Source organism: Pseudoclavibacter sp. AY1F1 (assembly GCF_002931075.1).
GTDB lineage: Bacteria > Actinomycetota > Actinomycetes > Actinomycetales > Microbacteriaceae > Pseudoclavibacter.
Genome location: NZ_PSTQ01000002.1, coordinates 379,243 through 404,561 on the forward strand (window position 1 = coordinate 379,243; position 25,319 = coordinate 404,561).

29 protein-coding genes and 2 tRNA genes are annotated in these 25,319 nt (G+C 67.3%); 22 read left to right on the forward strand and 9 right to left on the reverse strand.

Going from position 1 to position 25,319, the window contains the following annotated elements; genetic code table 11:
- Positions 1–30: 30 nt before the first annotated feature.
- Both C5B85_RS05870 and C5B85_RS05875 read right to left on the reverse strand, forming a co-directional pair.
- On the reverse strand, positions 31–642 hold the full coding sequence (locus C5B85_RS05870) for a hypothetical protein (RefSeq protein WP_104285078.1): 612 nt from the start codon (positions 640–642) through the stop codon (positions 31–33).
- 37 nt (positions 643–679) lie between these two features.
- On the reverse strand, positions 680–1,027 hold the full coding sequence (locus tag C5B85_RS05875; protein WP_104285079.1) for a metallopeptidase family protein: 348 nt from the start codon (positions 1,025–1,027) through the stop codon (positions 680–682).
- A gap of 75 nt (positions 1,028–1,102) precedes the next feature.
- Here C5B85_RS05875 and C5B85_RS05880 point away from each other — a divergent pair, with 75 nt between their 5' ends.
- From C5B85_RS05880 to C5B85_RS05890, 3 genes are all read left to right on the forward strand, one after another.
- A complete protein-coding gene (locus C5B85_RS05880) occupies positions 1,103–1,870 on the forward strand; it encodes a class I SAM-dependent methyltransferase (protein WP_258070610.1) in 768 nt (255 codons plus the stop codon).
- Positions 1,871–1,937: 67 nt separating this feature from the next.
- Positions 1,938–2,468: a hypothetical protein gene (locus tag C5B85_RS05885; protein WP_146077860.1), complete on the forward strand. Its 531-nt coding sequence runs from the start codon at positions 1,938–1,940 to the stop codon at positions 2,466–2,468.
- Positions 2,469–2,490: 22 nt separating this feature from the next.
- Entirely contained in the window at positions 2,491–3,096 is a 606-nt protein-coding gene (locus C5B85_RS05890) for a phosphoribosylanthranilate isomerase (protein WP_104285082.1), read from the forward strand.
- 98 nt (positions 3,097–3,194) lie between these two features.
- Here C5B85_RS05890 and C5B85_RS05895 read toward each other — a convergent pair whose 3' ends face one another.
- On the reverse strand, positions 3,195–4,121 hold the full coding sequence (locus C5B85_RS05895) for a LysR family transcriptional regulator (protein ID WP_104285083.1): 927 nt from the start codon (positions 4,119–4,121) through the stop codon (positions 3,195–3,197).
- A 72-nt stretch (positions 4,122–4,193) separates the two neighbouring features.
- Here C5B85_RS05895 and C5B85_RS05900 point away from each other — a divergent pair, with 72 nt between their 5' ends.
- On the forward strand, positions 4,194–5,156 hold the full coding sequence (locus tag C5B85_RS05900; protein WP_104285084.1) for an EamA family transporter: 963 nt from the start codon (positions 4,194–4,196) through the stop codon (positions 5,154–5,156).
- 138 nt (positions 5,157–5,294) lie between these two features.
- Here the strand turns inward: C5B85_RS05900 and C5B85_RS05905 are convergent.
- Positions 5,295–5,370: transfer RNA gene (locus tag C5B85_RS05905), tRNA-His, on the reverse strand.
- Between the two features lie 49 nt (positions 5,371–5,419).
- Entirely contained in the window at positions 5,420–6,040 is a 621-nt protein-coding gene (gene orn / locus C5B85_RS05910; protein ID WP_104285171.1) for an oligoribonuclease, read from the reverse strand.
- Between the two features lie 79 nt (positions 6,041–6,119).
- Here orn and C5B85_RS05915 point away from each other — a divergent pair.
- From C5B85_RS05915 to C5B85_RS05925, 3 genes are all read left to right on the forward strand, one after another.
- Positions 6,120–6,192, forward strand: a tRNA-Arg gene (locus C5B85_RS05915).
- Positions 6,193–6,245: 53 nt separating this feature from the next.
- A complete protein-coding gene (locus tag C5B85_RS05920; protein ID WP_104285085.1) occupies positions 6,246–7,403 on the forward strand; it encodes a GDSL-type esterase/lipase family protein in 1,158 nt (385 codons plus the stop codon).
- Positions 7,404–7,466: 63 nt separating this feature from the next.
- Positions 7,467–8,633 carry a hypothetical protein gene (locus C5B85_RS05925; protein ID WP_146077861.1) on the forward strand — a complete coding sequence of 389 codons (1,167 nt, stop codon included), beginning with the start codon at positions 7,467–7,469 and terminating at the stop codon, positions 8,631–8,633.
- A 33-nt stretch (positions 8,634–8,666) separates the two neighbouring features.
- Here the strand turns inward: C5B85_RS05925 and C5B85_RS05930 are convergent, their stop codons facing one another.
- A complete protein-coding gene (locus C5B85_RS05930) occupies positions 8,667–9,056 on the reverse strand; it encodes a hypothetical protein (RefSeq protein WP_181064299.1) in 390 nt (129 codons plus the stop codon).
- Here C5B85_RS05930 and C5B85_RS05935 point away from each other — a divergent pair.
- Both C5B85_RS05935 and C5B85_RS05940 read left to right on the forward strand, forming a co-directional pair.
- Positions 9,055–9,651, forward strand: coding sequence for a TetR/AcrR family transcriptional regulator (locus tag C5B85_RS05935; protein ID WP_219819343.1), 597 nt, complete (start codon positions 9,055–9,057; stop codon positions 9,649–9,651). The genes C5B85_RS05930 and C5B85_RS05935 overlap by 2 nt on opposite strands.
- Positions 9,652–9,829: 178 nt before the next feature.
- Positions 9,830–12,490 (forward strand): aminotransferase class I/II-fold pyridoxal phosphate-dependent enzyme, encoded by a 2,661-nt coding sequence (locus tag C5B85_RS05940; RefSeq protein WP_258070617.1) that lies wholly within the window; start codon positions 9,830–9,832, stop codon positions 12,488–12,490.
- Here C5B85_RS05940 and C5B85_RS05945 read toward each other — a convergent pair.
- A complete protein-coding gene (locus C5B85_RS05945; RefSeq protein WP_104285090.1) occupies positions 12,466–12,879 on the reverse strand; it encodes a helix-turn-helix domain-containing protein in 414 nt (137 codons plus the stop codon). The two genes, C5B85_RS05940 and C5B85_RS05945, sit on opposite strands and share 25 nt — an antisense overlap.
- Before the next feature lie 113 nt (positions 12,880–12,992).
- On the opposite strand from C5B85_RS05945, the gene C5B85_RS05950 reads away from it, so the two are divergent.
- The 6 genes from C5B85_RS05950 (at position 12,993) to nadE (ending at position 17,449) form a co-directional block, all read left to right on the forward strand.
- Complete coding sequence (locus C5B85_RS05950; RefSeq protein WP_104285091.1) at positions 12,993–13,379, forward strand: nuclear transport factor 2 family protein; 387 nt, start codon at positions 12,993–12,995, stop codon at positions 13,377–13,379.
- Between the two features lie 99 nt (positions 13,380–13,478).
- A complete protein-coding gene (locus C5B85_RS05955) occupies positions 13,479–13,688 on the forward strand; it encodes a heavy-metal-associated domain-containing protein (RefSeq protein ID WP_104285092.1) in 210 nt (69 codons plus the stop codon).
- Positions 13,689–13,695: 7 nt separating this feature from the next.
- Positions 13,696–13,905, forward strand: a complete 210-nt coding sequence (locus C5B85_RS05960) for a hypothetical protein (protein ID WP_146077862.1) — start codon at positions 13,696–13,698, stop codon at positions 13,903–13,905.
- Positions 13,902–16,184 carry a heavy metal translocating P-type ATPase gene (locus C5B85_RS05965; RefSeq protein ID WP_374953084.1) on the forward strand — a complete coding sequence of 761 codons (2,283 nt, stop codon included), beginning with the start codon at positions 13,902–13,904 and terminating at the stop codon, positions 16,182–16,184. The genes C5B85_RS05960 and C5B85_RS05965 overlap by 4 nt, the downstream gene beginning before the upstream one ends.
- Entirely contained in the window at positions 16,181–16,495 is a 315-nt protein-coding gene (locus tag C5B85_RS05970) for a metal-sensitive transcriptional regulator (RefSeq protein ID WP_104285095.1), read from the forward strand. Before C5B85_RS05965 ends, C5B85_RS05970 begins: the two co-directional genes overlap by 4 nt.
- Before the next feature lie 132 nt (positions 16,496–16,627).
- The gene (nadE, locus tag C5B85_RS05975) at positions 16,628–17,449 is read left to right on the forward strand and encodes an ammonia-dependent NAD(+) synthetase (protein ID WP_104285096.1); all 822 of its coding nucleotides are present in this window, start codon (positions 16,628–16,630) and stop codon (positions 17,447–17,449) included.
- Here nadE and C5B85_RS05980 read toward each other — a convergent pair.
- Positions 17,446–17,730 carry a hypothetical protein gene (locus C5B85_RS05980; RefSeq protein ID WP_104285097.1) on the reverse strand — a complete coding sequence of 95 codons (285 nt, stop codon included), beginning with the start codon at positions 17,728–17,730 and terminating at the stop codon, positions 17,446–17,448. The genes nadE and C5B85_RS05980 overlap by 4 nt on opposite strands.
- A gap of 95 nt (positions 17,731–17,825) precedes the next feature.
- On the opposite strand from C5B85_RS05980, the gene msrA reads away from it, so the two are divergent.
- The 5 genes from msrA (at position 17,826) to C5B85_RS06005 (ending at position 22,064) form a co-directional block, all read left to right on the forward strand.
- The gene (gene msrA, locus C5B85_RS05985) at positions 17,826–18,347 is read left to right on the forward strand and encodes a peptide-methionine (S)-S-oxide reductase MsrA (protein WP_104285098.1); all 522 of its coding nucleotides are present in this window, start codon (positions 17,826–17,828) and stop codon (positions 18,345–18,347) included.
- A 301-nt stretch (positions 18,348–18,648) separates the two neighbouring features.
- Positions 18,649–19,200, forward strand: a complete 552-nt coding sequence (locus C5B85_RS05990) for a single-stranded DNA-binding protein (RefSeq protein ID WP_104285099.1) — start codon at positions 18,649–18,651, stop codon at positions 19,198–19,200.
- A gap of 50 nt (positions 19,201–19,250) precedes the next feature.
- Positions 19,251–19,706 carry a DUF6993 domain-containing protein gene (locus C5B85_RS05995; protein WP_104285100.1) on the forward strand — a complete coding sequence of 152 codons (456 nt, stop codon included), beginning with the start codon at positions 19,251–19,253 and terminating at the stop codon, positions 19,704–19,706.
- Positions 19,707–19,752: 46 nt separating this feature from the next.
- Positions 19,753–21,435: an energy-dependent translational throttle protein EttA gene (gene ettA / locus C5B85_RS06000; RefSeq protein ID WP_104285101.1), complete on the forward strand. Its 1,683-nt coding sequence runs from the start codon at positions 19,753–19,755 to the stop codon at positions 21,433–21,435.
- Positions 21,436–21,566: 131 nt separating this feature from the next.
- Positions 21,567–22,064, forward strand: coding sequence for a thioesterase family protein (locus C5B85_RS06005; RefSeq protein WP_104285102.1), 498 nt, complete (start codon positions 21,567–21,569; stop codon positions 22,062–22,064).
- A 46-nt stretch (positions 22,065–22,110) separates the two neighbouring features.
- Here C5B85_RS06005 and C5B85_RS06010 read toward each other — a convergent pair whose 3' ends face one another.
- Complete coding sequence (locus tag C5B85_RS06010) at positions 22,111–22,992, reverse strand: acyl-CoA thioesterase (protein WP_374953086.1); 882 nt, start codon at positions 22,990–22,992, stop codon at positions 22,111–22,113.
- A gap of 146 nt (positions 22,993–23,138) precedes the next feature.
- On the opposite strand from C5B85_RS06010, the gene C5B85_RS06015 reads away from it, so the two are divergent.
- On the forward strand, positions 23,139–23,888 hold the full coding sequence (locus C5B85_RS06015) for a hypothetical protein (RefSeq protein WP_104285104.1): 750 nt from the start codon (positions 23,139–23,141) through the stop codon (positions 23,886–23,888).
- 77 nt (positions 23,889–23,965) lie between these two features.
- Entirely contained in the window at positions 23,966–25,312 is a 1,347-nt protein-coding gene (gdhA, locus tag C5B85_RS06020; protein WP_104285105.1) for an NADP-specific glutamate dehydrogenase, read from the forward strand.
- Positions 25,313–25,319 lie beyond the last annotated feature (7 nt).

Genomic DNA, 25,319 nt, shown 5'->3' on the forward strand with positions numbered 1-25,319 from the left:
GGGTCGCGGAGAGGCCTGGGTGATTGAGGGTCAGCGAGGCGTTGCCCTGCGCTTCTTGGCGCCGTTTCTGCGGCGCGCGCGGACGTGGCGCACGGTGAGGATCACGGCCAGCACGAGGCCGACAAGTGCTGCGAACAGCCAGGCGCCGCCCGTGATGAGGCCGTACACGGCGTCTTCGTAATTGATGCCGGTGCCGGGACCGGCGTCGAGCGAGAGATCCGTGCCGATGCTTTCGGCGACAGGATCGAGCACGCTTCCAACCAGCGCGCCGATTCCCGTGGCGAAGGGGATAGCGAGAGCCCAGCCCCAGAGCACGGACCCGAAGGTCGGCCCCGTCGCGATCACAGGTCGCCGCGCGGCCTGCAGGCTCCGCACTCCCAGCAGGATCAGCACGACCAAGCCGGCGCCTGCCGAGACGAACGTCGCCCAGAAAGCGAACGCTGCGAGTAGGCCCTGGCCGGCTGAGACAAGGGGCGCGACCGTGCCGACGGCGTCAACGGTGATGTTCGCGGCGGCGAGCGCGGACAGCAGCCCGACCACGGCCATCCAGATCGCGAAGGCCGGGGCGGCGAGGAGCAGGAAGATGCCCCAGAGGAGGTGGCCGACCCGCAGAGGCTCGCGCGCTGGTGCCGATGGCTGCATCCAGGAAGCGTACCGGGCGCGGCCCGTTCGGTTGCGCCTACGCCCAGCCGAGCTCGTGGAGTTGCGCGTCATCAATGCCGTAGAAGTGCGCGATCTCGTGCACGAGCGTCGTGTGCACTTCGTCACGAAGCGTCGCCTCGTCGTCGCAGATGGAGAGCAGCGGCTCGCGGAACAGCACGATGCGGTCGGGGAGCTCGCCGAAACCGTATTGGCCGCGGTCGGTGAGCGCGAAGCCCTCGTAGACGCCGAGGAGGTCGAGCGAGCCGTCCTCCGGTCGGTCTTCGACGACGAAGATCACATTGTCGAGGCCGTCCACCATCTCGTCTGGCAGGGCATCCAGTTCGTCGACGACCAGGGCCTCGAAGTCCACGCGCGACATGTCCATCCGCCTATTCTCCCGCAGGCTCGCTGGGCGGGACATGCTGTCCGACCCACAGGCCTCGCTCGCTAGCCTGGCCATGTGGATGATTCGACGGATGCGCGAGCGTGGCGGGAGGCGCACGCCGCATCACAGATGATCGGCTGGGACTTCAGCCACCTTGACGGGCGGCTCACGGCCGACGAACCCGCCTGGGACTTCAACGCGGAATGTCGGGCGGCCCTGACAACCGCATCCCGAGTCGCGGACCTCGGAACGGGCGGCGGTGAGCAACTCATCGCACTGCTCGAAGCCGTCGGCCGCGGCCCTGACGAAGGGCTCGAGGTCGCGGCGACAGAAGGCTGGGAGCCGAACGTCGTCGTCGCCCGCCGCAACCTCACGCCCTTCGGAATCCGGGTGTACGCGCACGATGTCGAGGAGGGGGAGCCGCTCCCGTTCGCGGATGGCTCCCTCGACCTCGTCATCGCTCGTCACGAGGCGTTCGATGCCCACGAGGTCGCCAGAGTGCTGGCGCCCGGCGGACGCTTCTTGACGCAACAGGTTGACGGCCGGGAAGCCCACGAGTTTCGAGAGTGGTTCGGCGGAGAGCCGCTGCACGCTGATGTGACCCTGGCCAACTCCGAATCCGAGCTGCGCGCGGCGGGGCTGCGTATCGAGGTGGCCGAGGAGTGGGCGGGGCAGATGGTGTTCGCTGACGCTCTCACTGTCGTGGAATACCTCGCTCTCGTGCCGTGGGACGTTCCCGGGTTCCGGGTGGAAGACAATGTCGCGCAGCTCAGGCGCCTCGACTCGGCCCGGCCGATCAGCGTCACGCAGCGCCGTTTCCGACTGATCGCCGTTCGCGACTGATGCCCGTCACATCCGGGCGGCTCGGCGGCTCTGAGCTCCGCGCGGAGCGCACCAGTAGCCTCAACCTATGACGAAGCTCACACGGGGACGTGCCGCCAGAATGGCCGATTCGTCCGGTCGGCGAACGGTCCCACGGTTCGTCTTCGCCGCAACAACGACGGCCGCGGCCGTCGCCGGCGGACTCCTGCTGCTCTCGGTTGCGGTCGCGATGACCGATCCGAGCATGACGCTGCCGGATGCGCTTGGCATGCTCCTGCTTGTGGTGCTCCTGATGCCGGCCGTCTCGCTCGGACTGATTCTGCTGTTCGGCTGGCTTGTTCTGGTGACATTCACGCTCTTGCGAGACCGAACGCGATGGGCTGGCCTGCTCGCCGGTTTCCTACCTGGCCTGTTCTTCGCAGCAATGGCCTTGGCTCCCTCGCTCGGAGGGCTGGTCGGTGCGGAGGACCCTGCTTCAGCGATCGGCCCGTGGGGGTTGGTTCTGCTGCCCTGCGTCGCGTGGAGCGCGATTTCCGCGGCTGGGCTCGCTCGGCTGCTGTCACGCGAGCCGCGGCGTCGGGCAGCACGGCGCACCGGTGACTCGCGCCCGAGCAGCTGAGGCGAAGGCCTAGAGTTCTCGCGTGTACGTCAAAGTGTGTGGCCTGGATTCTGTCGAATCGGCGGCGGTTGCCGTCGAGAGCGGCGCCGACGCGATCGGCATCGTCATGAGCCGCACGAGCCCGCGCAGGCGCACTGCCGACGAGGCGGCCGAGATCTTCCGGTCCGTGCCTGTGAGCGTCGACCGGGTGCTGGTCGTACACGACATGCCAGCGACCGCTGCCGCCGAGATCGCGGCCGCGGTGGGCGCAAACGTGCTCCAGCTCCACGGCTCCTACACCGGTGATGAGGTGCGGGCGGCTGGTGCCATCTTCTCGCGCATCTGGCGGGCCACGTCGCTCGCCGACGATCCCGAGTTGAGCGTCGGGGCGTTCGGCGAGGAGCTGCTGCTGCTGGATGCGCCGAAACCCGGCTCGGGAGAGCGTTGGGATCTCTCAGAGCTCATCAGTCGCAGGCCGGGCGGGCGATGGCTGCTTGCCGGTGGCCTGCATCCGGCGAACGTCGCGGAGGCCATCGGCGAGGCCGCCCCGTGGGGTGTTGACGTCTCCAGCGGCGTCGAGTCGGCGCCGGGCGTGAAGGACCATCAGCGCATTCGTGCGTTCGTGTCGTCGGCGAAGCGCGGCGGCTGACGCCTCTTTGCCCGAGGTTCAGCTGTCCAACTTGCGTGACGAAGGCGACGCTAGGTGCCGCACCGGGCGTCCATCCGCAAACGGAGCACTGCAGGCGGTCAGGAGTGCGGTGGGCCGGCCTTCGCGAATCGTGCCTCGAGGTCAGCACCCGCTGCCGTGAGGTGATCCAGGACGGTGCGGACGGCGAAGCGGGCGTGGCGGTCCGGGCGTGCAAGCGCGACGATGCTGCGCACCGAGCGGACGCCGTCGAGCGGGCGAAGGACCACCCCGGGGCGTGGGCGCGTCGTGAACCGGGGAAGGAGCGCGAGTCCCGTTCCCATGGCGACGAGTGCCTCAACGAGGCGGTTGTCCCGGAGTCGCTGCGCGCGCTCAAGGTTGGTGCTCGTCGCATTCTCGACCGCGATGAGGATGCTGTCGAACGGGTAGCCGACGGGAACGCCCACCCAGGTGGTGCCGACGAGATCGTCGGGAACCAGGCGGTCCTTGAAGACGAGCGGATGCTCCGACGGCAGCGCGACATCGATGGGCTCGCGAGCGAGAACCCGAGTGTGCAGGTGCTCCGCCCCGCGCGGCACATCCCCGGTGAGGCTGTGCCCGATCACGATGTCGGCGTCGAGCGTCCGCGCTGCGTACTCGGACTCGGCCAGATCGAAATCGTCGAGTTCGAGCGTGATCGCCGACCCCGCGGTGCGCCGCAGCAGGCCGGGGAAAAGGGCCTCGCTAGCGCTCGGCAGGGCGCCGATCGGGACAACGCCACTGGGCTCGCCCAGGCTCGACTCGAGCCTCGACTGCACCTCGGCGAGGGCGCGACCAACATCGTCCGCTCCGTCCGCGAGGATCTGACCCGCCGCCGTGAGTCGCAGGCCGCGAGAGAACGGCTCGACGAGTCGCACTCCAAGTTCCCGCTCAGCGGTTTTGAGTTGCTGGGAGACGGCAGAGGGGGTGCGGTGGGTGGCCTCGGCGACTGCCGCAAGCGTGCCGCGCATGGACAGCTCTCTCAGCAGTTCGAGATGGCGAAACTCCATGTAGGGAGCCTACAGTGATGCGTCACGGATCATCACTGGTGCTTCAGAGTGAGTGCGTCGCACACTGAAGTCGTGCCCCCTCGCCATATCGCCCTTGCCTGCCTCGTCGCGGTCCTCTGGGGAGTGAACTTCCTCGCCATCCACGCGTCGCTCGAGCAGTTCCCGCCGTTCTTCCTCATCGCGCTGCGTTTCGGTCTCCTCGCGATCCCGACGATCCTCTTCATCCCGCGCCCGAACGTGAAGCTCCGGTGGCTCATCGGGTACGGGCTTGGCTTCGGCACCCTCCAGTTCGTCGGGCTGTACCTCGGCATGGCAGCCGGCTTCCCGACCGGGCTCGCCTCGCTTGTGCTGCAGATGTCGGCACCCTTCACGGTGCTGCTCGGCGCGATCTTCCTGCGGGAGAAGCTCACGACGCGTCGCGTGATCGGCATCGCGGTCGCGGTTGCCGGCCTGCTCCTCGTCGGTGTGGCTCGCGGAGGCGCGGGCAGCTGGTGGCCGTTCCTGCTCGTCGTGATCGGCGCCTTCGGTTGGGCGATCGGCAACATCTCGAGTCGGCTGGCCGAGCCGCCGAAGCCGCTGCACCTGACGATGTGGATGGCCGTCGTGCCGCCCATCCCGATGCTCGCCGTCTCGCTGCTCGTCGAGGGGCCTGACCAGATCTGGTCGTCGCTCGCGACCGCCTGGACCGCCGCCGCCGCCCCGGCCTGGGTTGGCCTCGTCTACACGATCGTGCTCGGCACGGTCCTGGGATCGGGCATCTGGGTGTGGCTCATGAAGCGCCACCCGGCCGGCGTCGTCGCACCGTTCTCGATGCTCGTGCCAGTCGTCGGCATCTCGACGGCATGGCTCGTGCTGGGGGAGCGGCCAGGCCCGCTCGAGCTGGTCGGCGGCGCGATCGTGCTCTTCGGTGTGCTGTGGGCGAGCAAGATGCCGGCCGCAGCGCCTGTGCTCGAACCGGAGTCGAGCATCCCTGACCCACCGTCGGACCCGCCCGTCCCCGACGCTCCGAAGCTCGAGGCCACCGCGCCTCACTAGAAGCACGCGGGAGATGCACCTTCCCGGCACTGGGAACCTGCATCTCCCGCGTGGATGCGGCCGCCGACGACTCGGCCGCACGACGAAGGCCCCGATTTCCCTGCATTTACAACTGCAGGGAACTCGGGGCCTTCAACATGGGGTGAGTAACGGGGCTTGAACCCGCGGCCTCCTAGACCACAACCAGGCGCTCTACCAGCTGAGCTATACCCACCATGTTTGTCACACGCGTGCTCTCGCTCGCCTGCGACTACGAGAGTCTATTACAGATTTTGGGCGAAGTCGTTCACCACTTCTGCTGCGACCTCTCGGAGCTCCTCGCTGGTCGGTCCGGGCTCCGGCACAAGCACGGCCTTGCGGTAGTACTTGAGCTCGCGAATCGACTCGAGAATGTCGGCCTTGGCGCGGTGCCCGCCGTCCTTGTCGGGGGAGTGGAAGTAGACGCGAGGGAACCAGCGGCGCGACAGTTCCTTCAGCGTGGACACGTCGACGTTGCGGTAGTGCAGGTGCTGGTCGACCTCCGGCATGTACTTCGCGAGGAACATGCGGTCGGTGCCGATCGTGTTGCCCGCGAGGGGCGCCGTGCGGGGCACGGGCACGTGCTTCTTCAAGTACGCGAGGAGCTGCGCGGTGGCCGCCTCAAGCGTGGCGCCGTTCGGGATCTCCTCGATGAGGCCGGACGTCGTGTGCATCTGCGTCACGAACTCGCCCATGTTGGTCATCGCGGCGTCGCTCGCGGAGATGACAATCTCGAAGCCTTCGTCGAGGATGTTCAGGTCGCTGTCGGTCACGAAAGCGGCGACCTCGACCAGTTCGTCGATAGACGGGTCAAGGCCTGTCATCTCGCAGTCGATCCAGACGAGACGTTCCTGAGCAATAGCCATGAGGGACATCGTAGTGATTCCCTGCGTTTCGTGGCGGCCAGTGCAGGGTTTCGAGGCCCGCTATGCTGGCTGGGATCGCGCCCCAGTAGCTCAGTGGATAGAGCAACGGCCTTCTAATCCGTCGGTCGCAGGTTCGAATCCTGCCTGGGGCACTCTTCTCCGTAGCTCCTCGGCCCCTGCCGTCCCCAATTCCGGAGGCATCCACGTGATCGTCACCCAGCCGTCGTCCGAGTTCCTCCGTGGAGCCGCTGAGTTCGAGCAGACTGACAGGGGGCTGCGGCCGCACCGGCTCCCCACGAACGTTCGTACGCAGTTCCCGGACCCGCAGCTGCTGCTCGTCGAGAGCCAGCCGTCCGGTGTTCGCGTGGTGTTCGATACAACTGCTGAGCGAGTTGAGCTAGAGCTGCTCCCGACCAGGTCCGTCTACACGGGCATCGAACGGCCGCGCGGCCGCGTCGACGTCTACGTCGACGGCAATCGAGCGGTGAGTGACGAGCTGGCCGGCGGTGACGCTGTCGAGGTCGACCTGCAGACAGGAGCGATGTCACTCCACCAGGGACCGTCACACACAACCGCTATCGGGGACCTCGCACCTGGCGAGACCAAGCGCGTCGAGTTCTGGCTGCCCCACAACGAGTCGGTCGAGCTGGTCGAGCTGCGTTCGGACGCGCCTCTTGAACCCGTTTCCGCATCCGGGCGCGTGTGGCTGCACCACGGCAGCTCGATCAGCCACGGATCGAATGCGACCTCACCGGGCGGCATCTGGCCTGCGGTCGCGGCCCGTCGCGGCGGGGTTGAGCTCGTGAACCTCGGGCTCGGCGGCAGCGCCATGGTCGACCCGTTCCTCGCTCGCCTCATGCGCGATACGGCGGCGGATCTGATCAGCGTGAAGCTCGGCATCAACGTCGTGAACGCCGACGCCATGCGGGTGCGGGCGTTCGTGCCGGCCGTCAACGGCTTCCTCGACACGATCCGTGACGGGCACCCCGAGACTCCCATCGTGCTCATCTCACCGATCTTCTGTGCCATCCACGAGCACACGGCGGGCCCCGGCGCGTTCGACCCTGCGTCGTTCGCGACCGGCAAAGTCAAGTTCATCGCGACGGGCGCCCCGGGGGATGAGTCCCAGGGGCGGCTCACACTCAGTGTGATCAGGCGCGAGCTCGCGGCCTTGGCCGAGCGCCGCGCATCCGACCCGAATCTCTTCTTCCTCGACGGCACCGGGCTCTACGGCGAAGCGGATGCGAAACTCCTGCCGCTGCCGGACGACCTGCACCCGGGGCCGGACGCACATCAGCTCATGGGTGAACGCTTCGCCGACTACGCGTTCGGCGCCGACGGTCCGTTCGGCGCGCGTTCCTGAACTGCCCCGGCGAGTCATCCGCACCGACCGACCGGCGTCGAGCCTGGCCTGCGACGATGGGGTGTGGCCTCTCGACTCCCGATGATCCTCGACGCGCTTGCCCTCGCTGAGCGTGATGCACCCGTCCAGCGGCTGATGGTGGCCTTGGGTGGCGAGAAGTTCGCGGCCACCGAGCGATACTTCGGAGAGCCGGCCGTCCTGTCCCGCCGTTTGCGCTTCACGTCGGGTGGCGAGCTCATCCTGCACGACGACACACTCGTGGCAGTCGTCCTGCACACGGTGCCGACGCCGTCTGCGACAGCCGCGATCACCCTGTCGGAGTGGATCCCTGGTGCCAGCAACGCGGCGACCCTCGACGACCTCAAGAAGTCCATCGACGGGCGTCGACGCTTCGCCGGATTCGGGACTCCCTACTTCGAACTCGGCGGCGGATACGCGCGGGCCGAATTCAAGGACCATCGCGGTTGGAACGACCCCGGCAATCTCGTCGGCCTCGCCTTCACTGTCGAGCAGCCCGGCCTCACCTGCCGCCCCGAGGACGACAACTGCCCGGCCTGCAGTGAGCTTTTGGTACGTGACGACGCCGAGTCGCTCGACGTCGAAGGCACGGTCCAGGCGCTCGCGGCCGCAGCTGCGTCTGGACTCCTCAAGGAAGACGCAAGCTGGGTCAGCATCGGCGATCTCCTGCCCTTGCATGAGTCGGGCCTCATGGGGCGGGTCGAAAGCCAGCTGACATGCCAGACGTGTCGACGCATCCTCTGTATCGCACTCGAGAAGGATGCTGAACCGACCCTCTCCTACCTCGCGCTCAACGAGACCAGGCAGCACCGGCTCGGCCCGATCCCGCCCGTCGACAAATGGGGTGACGCGGCGCGCGTTGCTCGCGAGCGTGACGCCATGCACTACGTGGACCACGAGTCAGGCCGGTGGTTCTTAGTCGAGCAGGGCGATCAGCTGTACCTCGATGCGAGGTACGTGGTCACGAACATGGTCGACGACTCCGCGCTGATTCAGCTCGACGCGGCGGAGCTCGAGCAGTACCGGGTGGCCGGTCGGGCGTACCTCGCGGAGCTTGCGGAGCGCATCCACTACGGGTCGCCCCACCGTGAGGAATCGCCGTTCTTTGCCCGCGACCTCAAGCGGGGACCGGAGGGGGCCGCGTATCGCGAAGCGGTGAGCAAGGCGATCGTGAACCACACCTGGCTGGCCCAGCAGCGATCAGAGGGCTGAGCTGAGTCAGAAAGCGCGTCGATCACGGACCGGCTACAGCTTCGCGAGCACGGTCGGGATGAGGATCGGCGCGTTGACAAGCATGTGCAGGAACATCGTCGCGACGAGGTTGCGGCGGATGAGCGTGAACGCCACGAGCGCCAGCGAGCCGACGAGTTGGTGGAAGAGCCAGCTCGGCCCGAAGAACACGACGTGCGGCGCGATGAAAATCGCCAGGCTCACGGCTGCCGTGGTGATGAGCAGGATCACGCCAGGGATGCTCATGCTCGTGATGATTCCGACGCCCTCGTTGTCCTCCTGGGGACTGGCGATCCACGACCAGGCCATGACCCCACCGAAGGCGTAGAAGGCCCACTCGATGTTCTTGCCGGACGGTTTGGTGAGGAGCAGGGATGCGAGACCTCGTCGTTCGCCCCAGACCATGAGAGCGACAAGCAGGAGTGCTCCGGGCGAGGGGCGCGCGTCGATAGTGGAGGCTGGTTATGAACTCATCTCCGAGCTGGGGTACGCGAGTGCTACCACCGCAAGGATCTGCGCCAGGGCTGGCATCTCGTCTGGGACCTTTTTCCACTACTTCCCGACGAAGATCGACCTGCTTGTCGGCATCCTCGAAGCGGATGCGACCGACTCGAAACTCCAGGCGGAAGCGCTGAACTCGCTCGCGGCGGAAAGTGCCGAGGCGGGGCTGCAGGCCTGGCTCGAAGCGCTCCTCGAGGAAGCGGGCGACCCGCACCTCGCTGGCTTCGTCGCGGCACTCGGCGCCGCGGGACGCGATCCGCGACTGGCGGAGCTGCTCGCCGACGCCGCTTCGCTCCAGGAGAAGAAGCTTGAGGCGATCATCTCGGCGGGCCAGCAGCAAGGCCTGTGGCGGTCGGACCTCGCCCCGGGCCGCCTCGCCGTTTGGGTCGGCGTGATCGCCGACGGGCTCCTCTCGCGCACCGTCGAGGATCCGAACTTCGCTGCCGTCCAGGGTGCGGATGAGCTCCGCGACCTGATCGACCGATACCTGGCGCACTAAGGGCTGGCGCCCAAGGCGTATCGCGTCGCAATTCGTCGTGTGGCAGGGAGGACGCCCGCGCTCTGGAAGAATGGCCATCGTGACGAGCTCCGATGCCGCAGGTCTCCACGAATCCGCCCCAACCGCGATCGACGCTGATCGGCGCGCCTCAGGCCAGAGTCTCGAGCGTGACCCTGGCATGCCGACCAGCACCTGGCGGCTTCGCAGTGACGCCTGGGAGTACCTGCGCTTCGCGATCAAACGTCTCGAGTCCGGGCACGAGACGGCCAGCATCCTGGACGGGGACGGCGAGATCGCCCGCAATCTGCGCGCCCTCGAAACTCTCGAGCTGTACTGGGCTGGCTTCGGTCAGCGGTACGTCGCAGAGATCCGCGAGGCGCTCGACAACGGTGAGTACTCGACGGCGCTGGAGCGCATCGGGCGGGTCGTGAGCCGCCTTCGCGGCACGAGCATCCCGGCGGACCACCGTGACGACCGACTCGACGAGGCGGAACGGGCCGAGCTGCAGGACGACGCCGATCCGCGCCCCCGCTTCGAGGTGCTCCTGGTTGACGAGACGACCACGGCCGACCGTGACGCCCTGCGTGCCGACATTCTCAAGCTCCGCAGCTCCGCGGATGCGTTCGTCTACGACTACGTGATCGTGCCGTCGGCCGACGACGCCGTCGCTGCCGTGCTCACGAACCCGAACATTCTGGCCGTCATCATCCGACCCGGCTTCAGCGACCGCAGCCAGCAACGTCTGAGCCGCGACATGCGCGAGACCATCGATCTCGCACACGTCGACTCGTCCGCCGCGATCGCGACCTCACGGTCGAGCCTCGCGTCGGTGCAGCGTGTGCTCGGTCTCGCCGACACGCTCAACACGCTGCGCCCCGAACTCGACCTCTACCTCGTCGCCGGTGCCCACATCGAGGATCTCGCCGGGGTGCTTACGCGCCGCTTCCGCCGGGTGTTCCTCCGCGAAGACCAGCTCGAGTTGCACCTGTCGCTGCTGCGCCGCGTCTCGCACCTCTACGACACCCCCTTCTTCACGGCCATCCAGGAGCACGCCCGCCGCCCCGCCGGCGTGTTCCACGCGCTGCCGATCTCGCGCGGCGGCTCGGTGGTCACGTCGAAGTGGATCACCGACCTCGTCGACTTCTACGGCCTGAACCTGCTGCTGGCTGAGACGAGCGCAACTTCCGGCGGGCTCGACTCGCTGCTCGCGCCGGTTGGGGCGATCAAGAAGTCGCAGGAGCTCGCGGCTCGCGCGTTCGGGGCGAAGCACACGTTCTTCGTCACGAACGGCACCTCGACGGCGAACAAGATCGTGCACCAGGCGCTCGTCTCTCCCGGCGACATCGTGCTCGTCGACCGCAACTGCCATAAGTCGCATCACCACGCGCTCATGCTGACGGGGGCGCGGACGGCGTACCTCGAGGCCTATCCGCTCAACGAGTTCGCGTTCTATGGGGCGGTGCCGCTCGAGCGCATCAAGCAGCTCCTGCTCGACTACCGCGCGGCCGGTCGCCTCGACGAGGTGCGTCTCGTGACGCTCACGAACTGCACCTTCGACGGCATCGTCTACGACCCAGAGCGGGTCATGGCCGAGTGCCTCGCGATCAAGCCCGACCTGGTGTTCCTGTGGGACGAGGCGTGGTTCGCGTTCGCCGCGTTCCACCCCATCACCCGCCGACGCACGGCGATGGCGGCGGCCAAGCACCTCGAGGACCGCCTCGCGTCGAGCGCCCACGCGGCCGCGTACCAGGAGCAGCGCGCGCGCCTCTTCGACCCCGAGACGGGGGAGGCCGCGGCCGACGAGGTCTGGATCTCCGAGCGTCTCCTGCCGTCCCCGGATGCGCGCATCCGTGTCTACGCGACGCAGTCGACCCACAAAACCCTCACCGCGCTGCGGCAGGGCTCGATGATCCACGTGTACGACAAGGACTGGTACCGGGAGGCGGAGGAGCCGTTCCACGAGGCGTACATGACGCACACCTCGACATCACCGAACTACCAGATCCTCGCCTCGCTCGACCTCGGCAGGCGCCAGGTCGAGCTCGAAGGCTTCGAGCTCGTGCAGCGCCAGCTTGACCTCGCGACGAGCATCGCGCAGGCCATCGCCCGCCACCCGCTGCTGCGCCGCACGTTCCGGGTCCTCTCCGGCCACGACCTCATCCCCGCCGAGAACCGGGCCAGCGCGCGTCCCATGCCGCACCGCGACGGGTTCTCGACGATGTGGCAGGCGTGGGAGGAAGACGAGTTCGTCGTCGACCCGAGCCGCATCACGGTCGAGATCTCCCGAACGGGCGTCGACGGCGACACGTTCAAGCATGAGCACCTCATGGATCGCTACGGCATCCAGGTCAACAAGACGAGCCGCAACACCGTGCTCTTCATGACCAACATCGGCACCTCCCGCAGCTCCGTCGGGTACCTCATCGAGGTGCTCGTGAAGCTCGCTGAGCGTTTCGAAGAGGAGAGCCAGGCGAGAGAGATCGACGGCGAGCGGCCAGCGCCCGCCCCCATGCCTCCGCTGCCCGACTTCAGTGCGTTCGCGCCGGAGTACGCCTCGGCCGACGGCCTCCCGGACGGCGACCTCCGCACGGCGTTCTTCCGGGGTCAGCGCCGCGCGAACATCGAGCACCTCAGTCACGCGCAGCTCACCGAACGCGTGGCGGGCGGCGCCAGGCCCGTCTCCGCCGGCTTCGTCACCCCGTACCCGCCCGGATTCCCAGTGCTCGTGCCGGGTCAGCTCGTCACCGACGAGGTGCTCGACTTCATGGCGGTGCTCGACACCCGCGAGATCCACGGCTACGACCCGGTGCGCGGCTACCGCATCCTGCGCGAAGACTGATCCCCGCTCGAGTGGGCGGCGGCGAGGACCTCGTCGTCGGCTCGCTCGTCGAACGCGTCACGTGAGACGAGTACCTCCTCGATATGCTCCTCTGCCCAGACCTGGAGGGCGAGGAGCGGCTGCTCGAGGCTCGCCCCGAGCGGCGTGAGCGCGTACACGCGGTGCCCCTCGAAACTGGTGCGCTCCAGCATCCCGTCGCGTTCGAGTGACCGGAGGGTGTCGACCAGCACCTTCTTTGAGATGCCCTCGATCATGCGGTGCAGTTCGCTGAAACGCTTGGGCCCCTGCGAGACGGTGATGACAATCATCGCCGTCCACTTGTTCGCGATCTGGGCGAGCGACGTGCGTGACGGGCAGGTCGCGGAGAAGACGTTCCACTTGGGGCTCACGGGTGACCTCCTGTCGACGGGATGCGGGCTGATATCGGGATGCGGTTGGTCACGATGAAGTGACCTGCGCTCGGCGCGTAGAACTGGAGTCACACCGAGAGAGGAACACCATCATGAACGCATTCGAGACTTTCACCAAGTACGACACGAGCCTCGCCGCGGGGGATCTCCCTGCCGTCGCCGTCATTCTCGCCCCTGACGTGATCTGGCACCAGCCCGGCAACAACCCGCTGTCTGGCCGTGTGGTCGGGCCGGAGGGCGTGCTCGCCCACCTCGGCCGGTTCTTCGAGCTCAGCGGCGGCACATTCCGTCTCGTGACGCAGACAGCCGCTGCCAACGGCGACCTTGTTGTTGCCAACGTCGAGTTCTCCGCTCAGCGAGACGGGCGCACGCCGCTCGCGCAGTCGGGGATCGACGTCTTCAGGATCTCAGGCGGTCTCATCGCCGAGGTCTGGCTCTTCAGTGAGGACCAGGCTGCCGAGGACGAGTTCTGGTCGTGACGCTCGTCTGACTCACACGAGGGAATACCTGCTGGGGGTATAGGGTTGTACATGCCGTACATACCCCCAGGGGGCACTGCCCTCGGCAAGGAGACCACCATGACCAGCACCACCTACCTCGTCACCGGAATGACCTGCGGCCACTGCGAGCGCGCCGTCACCCAGGAAGTCAGCGAGCTGGCAGGCGTCGAACGCGTTGCCGTCTCCGCTGAGACCGGCACGCTCGTCGTTGAGAGCGGAACACCCCTCGACGACGCGGCGGTCATCGCCGCCGTCGACGAGGCCGGCTACGCGGCGACCAGAGCCTGACGTGAACGTGCCGGTCAAGCTCAGCCTCTACGCGGCGCTGCTTGCGGCGGTCTTCGGCGCGGCCTTCTTCACGGCTCAGGTCGTCGCTGAGGCAGACCGGTCCGACGATTGGCGTCCGTCGATTCTCGAGATCACGCAGGGGCCGGCGGCAACCGAGGCGCCGGGTGGCACCGACGGGCACTTCGAAGCGCCCGAGCACGGGGAGGGTGAGAAGTGAGCACAACAACCGACTTCGAGTTGGAAATCGGTGGGATGACGTGTGCCTCCTGCGCGATGCGAGTCGAGAAGAAGCTCAACAAGCTCGAAGGGGTGACCGCGAGCGTCAACTACGCCACCGAGAAGGCCCGCGTTCAAGGGCCAGAGGGGCTCGACCCGCAGTCGCTCATCGACGAGGTCGAGAAGACCGGCTACACCGCGGCGCTCCCCGCGCCAGAGGACCACGATGCTGATGGAACGACCATCGAGGGTGCGGACCTCGAGCTCGTGAGCCTGCGCCAGCGCCTCATCGGCAGCATCGTGCTCGCCGTTCCCGTCATCGTCCTGGCCATGGTGCCGGCCTTCCAATTCACGCACTGGCAGTGGGCGTCGCTGGCTCTCGCCTCTCCGGTGATCGTCTGGGGCGCCTGGCCATTCCACCGGGCCGCGTGGCTGAACCTCCGCCACGGCAGCGCCACGATGGACACGCTCATCTCTGTCGGTACGATCGCGGCGTTCGTGTGGTCGCTCTACGCCCTCTTCTTCGGCACGGCCGGGGAGGCGGGGATGAAGCACCCGTTCGAGTTCACGATCGCGCCGTCCGACGGCGCCGCCAACATCTACCTCGAGGTGGCTGCCGGCGTGACGATGTTCGTGCTCGCGGGCCGCTACTTCGAGAAGCGATCCAAGAGGCAGGCGAGCGCCGCCCTGCGCGCGCTGCTCGAGCTCGGAGCGAAGGACGTCGCTGTCCTGCGCGGGGGAGCGGAGACGCGCATCCCAATCGGCGAGCTCGCCGTGGGGGACGAGTTCGTCGTGCGGCCTGGTGAGAAGATCGCGACCGACGGCGTCGTCGTCGGTGGGCGCTCCGCCGTCGATGCGTCCATGCTCACGGGCGAGTCGGTGCCCGTCGAGGTCGTCGAAGGAGACCGAGTTGTCGGTGCCACGCTCAACGCCGGCGGGCGCCTCGTCGTTCGCGCTACCAAGGTCGGCGGCGACACGCAGCTCGCGCAGATGGCACAGCTCGTCGAGGACGCGCAGACCGGCAAGGCGGAGGTGCAGCGTCTCGCCGACCGAATCTCGGGTGTCTTCGTGCCCATCGTCATCGCGATCTCGGTCGCGACCCTCGGAGCCTGGCTTGGCGCGGGCTTCCCTGTCGCGACGGCCTTCACTGCGGCCGTCGCCGTGCTCATCATCGCGTGCCCCTGTGCGCTTGGTCTCGCGACCCCGACCGCGCTCCTCGTGGGCACAGGCCGGGGAGCGCAGCTGGGGATCCTCATCAAGGGCCCCGAAGTGCTCGAGTCGACCCGCCGAGTCGACACGATCGTCGTCGACAAGACCGGGACGGTCACGAGCGGCAAGATGGCGCTGATGGGGGCCTGGACGACCGACCGCGTCGAGAGGGAAGATCTCCTGCGCCTCGCTGGCGCGCTTGAGGCGGCGTCGGAGCATCCCATCGCCCGGGCGCTCGCCGCTGGCGCCGCGGCCGAAGTCGGCGCGCTGCCAGCGGTGGAGGACTTCCGGAACCATGAGGGCACGGGAGTGCAGGGGATCGTCGAAGGTCACCTGGTGGTCGTCGGGCGCGAGCAGCTGCTCGCTGACTGGGGTATCTCCCTTGGCGACGAGCTTGCGAAGCGCAAACGCGATGCAGAGTCCGTCGGACAGACCACGGTCATCGCGGCCTGGGACGGCGAGGCTCGCGGCGTGCTCGCAGTCGCGGACACCGTCAAGCCGACCAGCGCGCAGGCCATCGCCGAGCTGCGGAGCCTCGGGCTCCGCCCGGTTCTGTTGACCGGCGACAACACGACCGTCGCGACTCAGGTCGCCAAGGTAGTCGGCATCTCCGAGGTCATCGCCGAGGTGCTACCTCAGGAGAAAGTCGACGTGATTCGTCGTCTGCAGGACGAGGGCCGCATCGTGGCCATGGTCGGCGACGGTGTCAACGACGCGGCGGCGCTTGCGCAGGCCGACCTCGGCCTGGCCATGGGAACCGGGTCCGATATCGCGATCGAGGCGGCCGATGTCACACTCGTTCGCGACGACCTTCTGGCCGCAGCGGATGCGATCCGCCTGTCCCGGAGCACGCTCGGCACCATCAAGGGCAACCTCTTCTGGGCCTTCGCCTACAACGTCGCGGCGATCCCGCTCGCGGCGCTCGGGATGCTCAACCCCATGCTGGCGGGAGCCGCTATGGCGTTCTCCAGCGTGTTCGTCGTCGGCAACAGCCTCCGGCTGCGTGCCTTCCGAGGCCTGAAGAGCACCGGAACTTCTCCCGATTCACACCCACGAAAGGCGACATCATGAACGAGACCACCGAGACGGGCGGCCACGCCCACCACGGCTACATGGAGGACAAGAGCAAGTACCTCACGCGCCTGAAGCGCATCGAAGGGCAGGCGAGGGGCATCCATCGGATGGTCGACGAGGAGCAGTACTGCATCGACATCCTCACGCAGATCTCGGCCATCACCTCTGCCCTCGAAAATGTGGCGCTTGGACTCATGGACGACCACCTCAAGCACTGCGTCGCGGATGCGGTGAAGCTCGGTGGCGCTGAGGGCGAGCTGAAGCTGAAGGAGGCGTCGGACGCCATCGCGCGGCTCGTGCGGAGCTGACCGGTTCCGTGGGGACGTCGCGAAAGAGGACAGGTCGGCCTGTCTCTGATGCCGGGGACGACGGCGCATGCAGGCCATACCCGCGAAAATGACTCCCCGCCGAAACAGGTGCTCGCTAGGATCGGTCGCACCATGAGTGCACAACAGGAAATCATCACAGCCCTCGGCGTCAAGCCGGTCATCGACCCTGCCGGGGAGGTTCGCGCGCGAATCTCCTTCATGCGGGAGTACCTCGTGGCGACAGGCGCCAAGGGGCTCGTGCTCGGAATCAGCGGCGGCCAGGACTCCTCGCTGCTCGGTAAGCTCGCACAGCTCGCGGTCGAGCAGGTTCGGGCAGAGGGCGGCGAGGCGACGTTCGTGGCGGTCCGGCTCCCGCATGGCGTGCAGGCGGACGAGGACGACGCGCAGCTGGCACTGGACTTCATCCAGCCAGACGAGCGGATCACCTTCGATATCAAACCGGCCACCGACGGGCTGCAGCAGGCTTTCCTCAGCGCCACGGGGCGCGCCATCACTGACTTCAACAAGGGCAACTCGAAGGCTCGCCAGCGCATGATCGCGCAGTACGCGATCGCGGGCGAGCGGGGGTTCCTCGTGCTCGGTACGGACCACGCTGCGGAGGCGGTCACGGGCTTCTTCACGAAGTACGGCGACGGCGGCACCGATCTCAACCCGCTCGCCGGGCTGACGAAGACGCAGGGGCGCCAGCTGCTCGAGGAGCTCGGCGCACCTGAACGCCTCTACGTCAAGGCGCCGACTGCCGACCTCCTTGACGAGACTCCGGGGCAGACCGACGAGGCGAACCTCGGGCTCAGCTACGGGCAGATCGACACCTACCTGATCGGTGGCGACGTAGGCGCGGAGACCGCGGCCCGCATCGAAGCGCTCTACCGGAAGACGGAACATAAGCGTCAGCTCCCCGTGCTCCCCACCGACACGTGGTGGCGCGGCTAGAGATAGCGGAAGGCAGTGACGGCTTCGGCGAAGTCGGAGAACTCGTCGAGCGCCAGGAACGCCGTCGACGCGCGGCTCATGCGAGTGGCCGCGTAGGCCACGCCTGTGCCGCGTCGGTGCTCTTCGACGTACCCGCGCACGCCGCCGTCTGGTCCCGTCACTCGCCAGCGCGCGGCGTGCACCTGTGTGGCGGTGAGCCCCGCGAACCGCTGCGTGAACGGCCCCGTGCGGGGCGTCAGGGTGGGGGCGGAAATGGTCTGCGTGAGCTGCGTTGAGGTCATGTCGTCAGGGTAGGGACGACCACCGACATTCGTGGGGGTGGCTGAGTTCGCGCAAGGCTGAGCCAGGACGTCGCTCACCCGCGTAGCCTTGGCGCATGACCGAATTCGTGCTTGCAGGTGGCTGCTTCTGGTGTCTCGACGCCGTGTACAGGAACGTCAAGGGCGTCAGCGACGTCGTCTCGGGGTACACGGGTGGCGAGCATCCGCAGCCCGACTACGAACTCGTGTGCACCGGCTCGACCGGGCATGCAGAGGCAGTGCGCGTCGTCTTCGACGAGAGCGTGGTGCCCGCCGACGTGATCCTCGACATCTTCTTCACGCTGCACGACCCGCGCCAGCTCAACAGGCAGGGCAACGATGTCGGCACGCAGTACCGCTCTGCGATGTACTACACCGATGATGCCCAGCGCGAGCTCTTCGAAGCCGCCCGCGACCGCGCCGACGAGCTCTGGGGCGGCGGAATCGTCACCGAGATCTCGCCGCTCGGCCAGTACTTCGACGCCGAGGACTACCACCAGGACTTCTTCGCCAAGAACCCGGGACAGGGCTACTGCAACTTCGTCGCAGTGCCGAAGGTCAACAAGGTGCGCGCGAAGTTCACGCAATACATGCTCTGATCCGCAGCGCCAGGCTCTAACAAGCACCGCCAGGCTCAGACAAGCACCGCCAGGCTCAGACAAGCACAGCCAAGCTCTGACAAGCACAGCACGGCCCCGCCGAAACACTCGGCACTCTGACGACACGGCGCCTGTGGACGGAACACCGTCCACAGGCGCCGTTCTCGTCGGTCCTCTCGCCCCTCGACGGACACACACTGGTGCCGCGATCCGGCGCGGAGCTTTCGGCACGAGCGCCGCGCCGGATCGCATCGCATCGCATCGCATCCAGAATGCACAGCATCCGAATACAGGGGGAGACATGCAAGACCACATCACGCTCATCGGGAACCTCGGCAGCGAGCCGGAGGCGAAGACGATCACAGGCGGACAGCACGTCGTGAACTTTCGCATCGCGACCAACTCGCGGCGCCTGAACCGATCGACGAACAGCTGGGAAGACGTCGAGCCGAACTGGTATGACGTCTCGGCCTGGGGCGACCTCGCGACACATGCGGCGTCGTCGTTCCGGAAGGGGCAGCGCGTCATCGTCGTCGGGAAGCTGCGAATGCGGAAGTTCGATTCGCAGAACGGTCCGCGCACCAAGCACGAGGTGGTGGCGGATGCGCTTGGCCACGACCTCACGGCTGGAACCTCGATCTTCGCGAGACTCGAGCGAGCTCCTCGCGAACAGGCCAGCGGGGAGATGCGGCAGGGCTTCGGCGGATCGCAGGGCTCTGAGGGACCGCGGGGCTCCGAGGCGTCGCAGCTGCAGGCACCGCCGGAGGACGATGGCGCAGCGGAGCCGCCAAGCGAAGCGGAGTGGCACAAGCCATCCGTCGCCGACGAGGGGGAGTACCCGACGCCCTTCTGAGAGCCGGCGCCACCTACACTGGTGACCGACCCGTCCGAGAAAGGTCCCGAATGCGCAGCTCCCGTCTCTTCGCCCCAGTGGCTCTGGTGGCGGCGCTGGCGCTCGCGGGATGCTCGTCGCAGGAGGCTCAGCCCCCTGCCGAGACGAGTGCGGCGGCTGAGCCCACGCAGGCGGCCCCGGCAGTCTTCGTTCCTGGTGGCGCCGCAGGCGACAACAAACCCATCTTCGACGAGACGAACTTGCAGACGATCGCGACGAACGGCTCTGCAAGCTCGGTGGAGTTCGTCAACGCGCTCAGCGCGATCGGCTTCGACAAGGCGGCCATGGAGGTCACCTTCGACCGCACGAACGTGGACCTCGAGGCCGACTACATCATCGTCTCGGTGAAGATCGGCGAGGAGTGCCTTGTGGGCCAGCGCGGCCCGCGTGGCTACACCTCTGACATCGTCGCCCCCGTCAGTACGGGCAAATGCCTCATCGGGCTCACACAGCCCATCACCTGGTAGCGAAGCCCCGCGCGCCGAGTGCCAACCAACTCCTAGACTGGAACCCATGGCCGAGTACATTTATCAGATGATCCGCGCCCGCAAGGCGGTCGGAGACAAGCTCATTCTGGACGACGTGACGATGTCGTTCCTCCCAGGCGCCAAGATCGGCATGGTCGGCCCCAACGGGGCCGGTAAGTCGACGATCCTCAAGATCATGGCTGGCCTCGACACGCCCTCGAACGGTGACGCGACCCTCACCCCGGGGTTCACGGTCGGCATCCTCATGCAGGAGCCGGAGCTCGACGAGACGAAGACAGTTCGCGAGAACGTCGAGCTCGGTGTTGCGGAGACGAAGGCGAAGCTCGACCGCTTCAACGAGATCTCGGCGCTCATGGCTGAGCCTGACGCCGACTTCGACGCGCTCATGGAAGAGATGGGCACGCTCCAGGAGTACATCGACCACGTTGATGCCTGGGATCTCGACTCGCAGCTCGAGCAGGCGATGGACGCCCTCCGCCTCCCACCGGCAGACGCCGATGTCAGTGTCCTCTCCGGTGGAGAGAAGCGCCGCGTCGCGCTCTGCAAGCTCCTCCTCGAGAAGCCCGATCTGCTGCTGCTCGACGAGCCCACGAACCACCTTGACGCTGAAAGCGTGCTCTGGCTCGAGCAGCACCTCCAGAAGTACCCAGGCGCAGTCATCGCCATCACGCACGACCGGTACTTCCTCGACCACGTCGCCCAGTGGATCGCCGAGATCGACCGCGGACGCCTCCACGGATACGAGGGCAACTACTCGAGCTACCTCGAGAAGAAGCAGGAACGACTCCAGGTTCAGGGCAAGAAGGACCAGAAGCTCGCAAAGCGCCTCGAAGAGGAACTCGCCTGGGTTCGCACGAACGCCAAGGGGCGTCAGGCGAAGTCGAAGGCGCGTCTCGCTAGGTACGAGGAGATGGCTTCCGAGGCCGAGCGCACAAGGAAGCTCGACTTCGAAGAGATCCAGATCCCCGCGGGCCCGCGCCTCGGCAGCATCGTCCTTGAGGCCAACAAGCTGAAGAAGGGCTTCGGCGAGCGTGTGCTTATCGACGACCTCAGCTTCTCCCTGCCCCGCAACGGCATCGTCGGCATCATCGGCCCCAACGGCGTGGGAAAGACGACGCTCTTCGAATCGATCGTCGGCTTCGAGGAGCTGGACGGTGGCGAGCTCAAGATCGGCGAGACGGTCAAGCTCTCCTACGTCGACCAGTCGCGCGGCGGCATCGACCCAGAGAAGAACGTGTGGGAAGTCGTCTCGGACGGCTTCGACTACATGCAGGTCGGGAACGTCGAGATCCCCTCCCGCGCATACGTCTCCACGTTCGGGTTCAAGGGTCCAGACCAGCAGAAGAAGGCCGGGGTGCTCTCCGGTGGTGAGCGCAACCGCCTCAACCTGGCGCTCACGCTCAAGCAGGGCGGCAACCTGCTGCTGCTCGACGAGCCCACGAACGACCTCGACGTCGAAACCCTGTCGAGCCTCGAAAACGCGCTGCTCGAGTACCCCGGATGCGCCGTGGTCATCACGCACGACCGGTGGTTCCTCGACCGCATCGCCACGCACATCCTCGCCTATGAGGGCACCGAGGAAGAGCCGAGCCGCTGGCACTGGTTCGAGGGCAACTTCGAAGGCTACGAGGAGAACAAGATCGAGCGCCTCGGGCCAGACGCGGCCAAGCCGTCGCGGATGACCTACCGCAAGCTCACCAGGGACTAGTCCCAACCGGAACCCCGGGGCCGCACAGCGCGGCCTCGGGGTTTCCTCGTCCCCGCTACCTCCAGTCTCGCCACCCCCGGTCACGCTCTCTCCAGACGCGCCGCCCCTGACCAGAAGGACCACCCACACCGATGCGCTTCCACGTCCCAACGCTCCTCCGCTGGAGCGACCTCGACGCCTACAACCACGTCAACAACTCACGGGTCCTCACCCTCCTCGAGGAGGCCAGAGTCCGCGCGTTCTGGAACATCGGCGCCTCCAACGACGAAGAGCGTCCGCTCGCCATCATCGACGCCGCCGCCGAGGGCGGTGACACGCTGACGCTCATCGCTCGCAACGAGATCGAGTACCTGGCCCCCATCCCGTACTCGACGAAGCCGCTCGATGTGCAGCTGTGGATCTCGAAGATGGGAGCCGCCAGCGCCGAGGTCGACTACGAGATTTGGAGCCCCGCAGAAGGAGAGCCAGCCGGCGCAGAGCGAGTGCGGTACGTCATCGCATCCTCGACCCTCGTCTTCATCGACGCCGAGACGCAGCGACCTCGCCGCATCAACGACCGTGAACGCGAGGCCTGGACGCCGTACCTCGACGAGCCCCTCAGATTCCGCGGCGGACGCGGCAACGCCTAGCCAACGCCGAGACCTCAGACGGCTCCTCCACCGCCGTAGCGGCGCATCAACCGCGCTTGCGGCGCACCATGCCCTCCTGAGCGACCGTCGCGACCAGTGCACCGTCACGCGAAAACAGCTGCCCGCGCGACAGGCCGCGGCCACCGCGCGCGACGGGGGAGTCCTGCACGTACAGCAGCCACTCGTCAGCGCGTGCATCCCGGTGCCACCAGACGCCATGATCGAGGCTCGCCGCGCGCAGCCCCGGCGTCGACCACGTGAGGCCGTGCCCGCGCATGATGGGCTCGAGGATCGAGTAATCGCTCGCGTACGCGATGGCCGCGCGGTGCAGCAGCGGGTCGTCCGGCATGCGCTCGACCGCCTTGATCCACACCGCCTGCGCGGGCGTCGGGTCGCTCGCGGGCTCGAGATACACGGGCCCGTTCACGTGGCGCATCGTGAACGGTCGCTTCAACAGCCAGTAGGCGGCGAGCGACTCCGGCGCCTCGGATCCGAGCGCCGCCTTGACCGTCTCGAGCAGGTCGGCCTCGCTCGGCAGGTCCTCCGGGTCGGGGATGCCCTCCGGCATCGCCACCTCGTGTTCGAAGCCCTCGTCGACGTCCTGGAACGAAGCGATCATCGACCAGATCGGCTGACCGCTCTGGAAGGCGCTGACCGCGCGAGTCGTGAACGAGTTACCGTCGTGGATGCGATCGACCGCGAACGTGATGGGCAGCTTCACGTCGCCAGGGCGAAGGAAATAGCCGTGCATGGAGTGCACCGGACGGCCATCGGCGACAGTCCGGGCGGCAGCGACCAGCGATTGGGCGGCGACCTGGCCGCCGAAGACGCGGCCGTGCGGCATCCACTGACTCGGCCCGGTGAAGATATCCTCGCGAGTTCGCGCACCAGTGTCCGTGAGGTCGAGCGTGTGCAGGAACGCCTCGATGGGCGACAGCGCCTCGAGTGCGTCGAACGAGAGCGGGGCCGGCTGGTGCGGCACGGACGAGTGCGAGGGCGACTCGGGGAGCAGATCTGCCATCCCTGCAGTCTAGAGACCCGCCGCCCCACGAGAACTGGGTAGGTTAGGAGACAATGTCTCCCGTCCTCCGCATCTTCGACCTCCGTGCTGCTCGCGACCTCGAATCGTTCTTGGGTCGAGCCGGCCGCGTCGAAGACGGTGCCGTGCGGATCGTCGCGACCGGTGGAGTCGCTGCGTTCTGGGTGCCGGTGCTTCGACCGCAGGGCATTCTCGACGCTTCGCCGCTCGTGCTGGGTGTTCGCGCCCTTCGCGCCGAGCTCCTGCGGGCTACAGACGACGACGTGCACGCTGGAGCGTTCGACGTGACCGTGCCGTTGCGGGCGCTGCTGGACCGGCTCGCTCGGCTTCGCAGCGGAAAGGGAGGCTCCAGCGCAGACGAGCACAAAGACGCCAGTGCAGACGCAGACGGTCGGGCGGATGCGACAGTCGGGTTCGATCTCAGAGTGCCGCCCGAGCGTCTCCGCGAGTCGTGGGCGGGCATCGCAGCGCCGACCGGCGGGTGGGGCGTCGTCGGAGTTCTGCCAGCGGCCAGGCTCATCGCGGCGGCTGATCAGGGCATCGCCGAGGTTGCCGAGGCTGTGCCAGGGAACCTCGGGACAGCGCTTGTCGAACGGGTGCGCACGGACGTCTGGACGCGCGTGGTCGACGAGCAGAGCGGGCTGACCAGCGGGGCCGCCTTCGCTGCCCTGAGCCTCGGCTTCCTGCGCTCGGGCGAAGACGCCCGCATCCTCGCCGCCGGAGCCTGGCTCCGCCTCGAAACCACGCAGGGCAACGTGCTCCTGCGATCCAACTCGGCACGCTAAGCGCTGCCGCCGCCCCTGAGCGAGTCTCTCGCTCAGCATCCGCGCACCCCCCGTGCGCCTCACCCCCGGAGGACCCCATGGACCGCAGCATCGATCGACTGAAGGCCGATATCTTCGCCAGGAACGCGGGCGAACCGGAGTTCCATCAGGCTGTTGCGGAGGTGCTCGACACGCTCGGTCCGGTTCTCGACCGCCACCCGGAGTACTTCGAGCTCGCGGTGATTCGACGGCTGAGCGAGCCCGAGCGGCAGATCATCTTCCGGGTGCCGTGGGTCGACGACAACGGCCATGTGCAGATCAACCGCGGCTACCGGGTGGAGTTCAGCTCGGCGCTCGGCCCGTACAAGGGCGGGCTGCGGTTCCACCCTTCGGTGAACCTCGGCATCGTGAAGTTCCTCGGCTTCGAGCAGATCTTCAAGAACTCGCTCACCGGCATGCCGATCGGCGGCGCGAAGGGTGGCGCGGACTTCGACCCTCGGGGTCGCAGCGAGCGCGAGATCATGGCGTTCTGCCAGTCGTTCATGTCGGAGCTGTTCCGTCACATCGGGGAGCACACCGACGTGCCCGCCGGGGACATCGGTGTCGGAGGGCGCGAGATCGGCTACATGTTCGGCCAGTACAAGCGCCTCACGAACCGCTTCGAAGCAGGCGTGCTGACGGGCAAGGGAATGACGTGGGGCGGGTCGCTGGTCCGACCGGAGGCCACGGGATACGGGACGGTCCTCTTCGCGAAGGAGATGCTCGGCGCGGTCGGTGATGACCTCGATGGCAAGCGGGTCGCGGTCTCCGGTTCCGGCAACGTTGCGATCTACGCCATCGAGAAGGCGCAGGCTCTCGGCGCGAAGGTCGTCACGGCGAGCGACTCCTCCGGTGCGATCCACGACCCGGACGGCATCAACCTCGAGGTGCTCAAGCAGCTCAAGCTCGTCGACCGCGGACGAATCAGCGAGTACGTGGACCGGGTGGGCGGTCGTTCCGAGTTCCTCGCCGAGCCTGGCGCCATCTGGCGCGTGCCCGTCGATATCGCACTGCCCTGCGCGACGCAGAACGAGCTCGACGGGGAAGCCGCCGCGGCGCTCATCGAGAACGGTGTGCGCGTCGTCGCCGAGGGTGCGAACATGCCGTGCACGAAAGCCGCAGCCGAGCGCTTCCGCGCCGAGGATGGCGTCCTCTTCGGCCCGGCCAAGGCCGCAAACGCTGGCGGCGTGGCAACAAGCGCGCTCGAGATGCAGCAGAACGCGCAGCGTGATTCGTGGTCGTTCGAGCACACCGAGGCTCGCCTGACGGAGATCATGCGTGACATCCACACGCGTTGCCAGGAGACCGCGAGCGAGTACGGCAAGCCGGACGACTACGTGCTCGGCGCCAACATCGCCGGATTCTCCCGGGTTGTCGACGCGATGCTCGCACAGGGCGTCGTCTAAGCAGGAG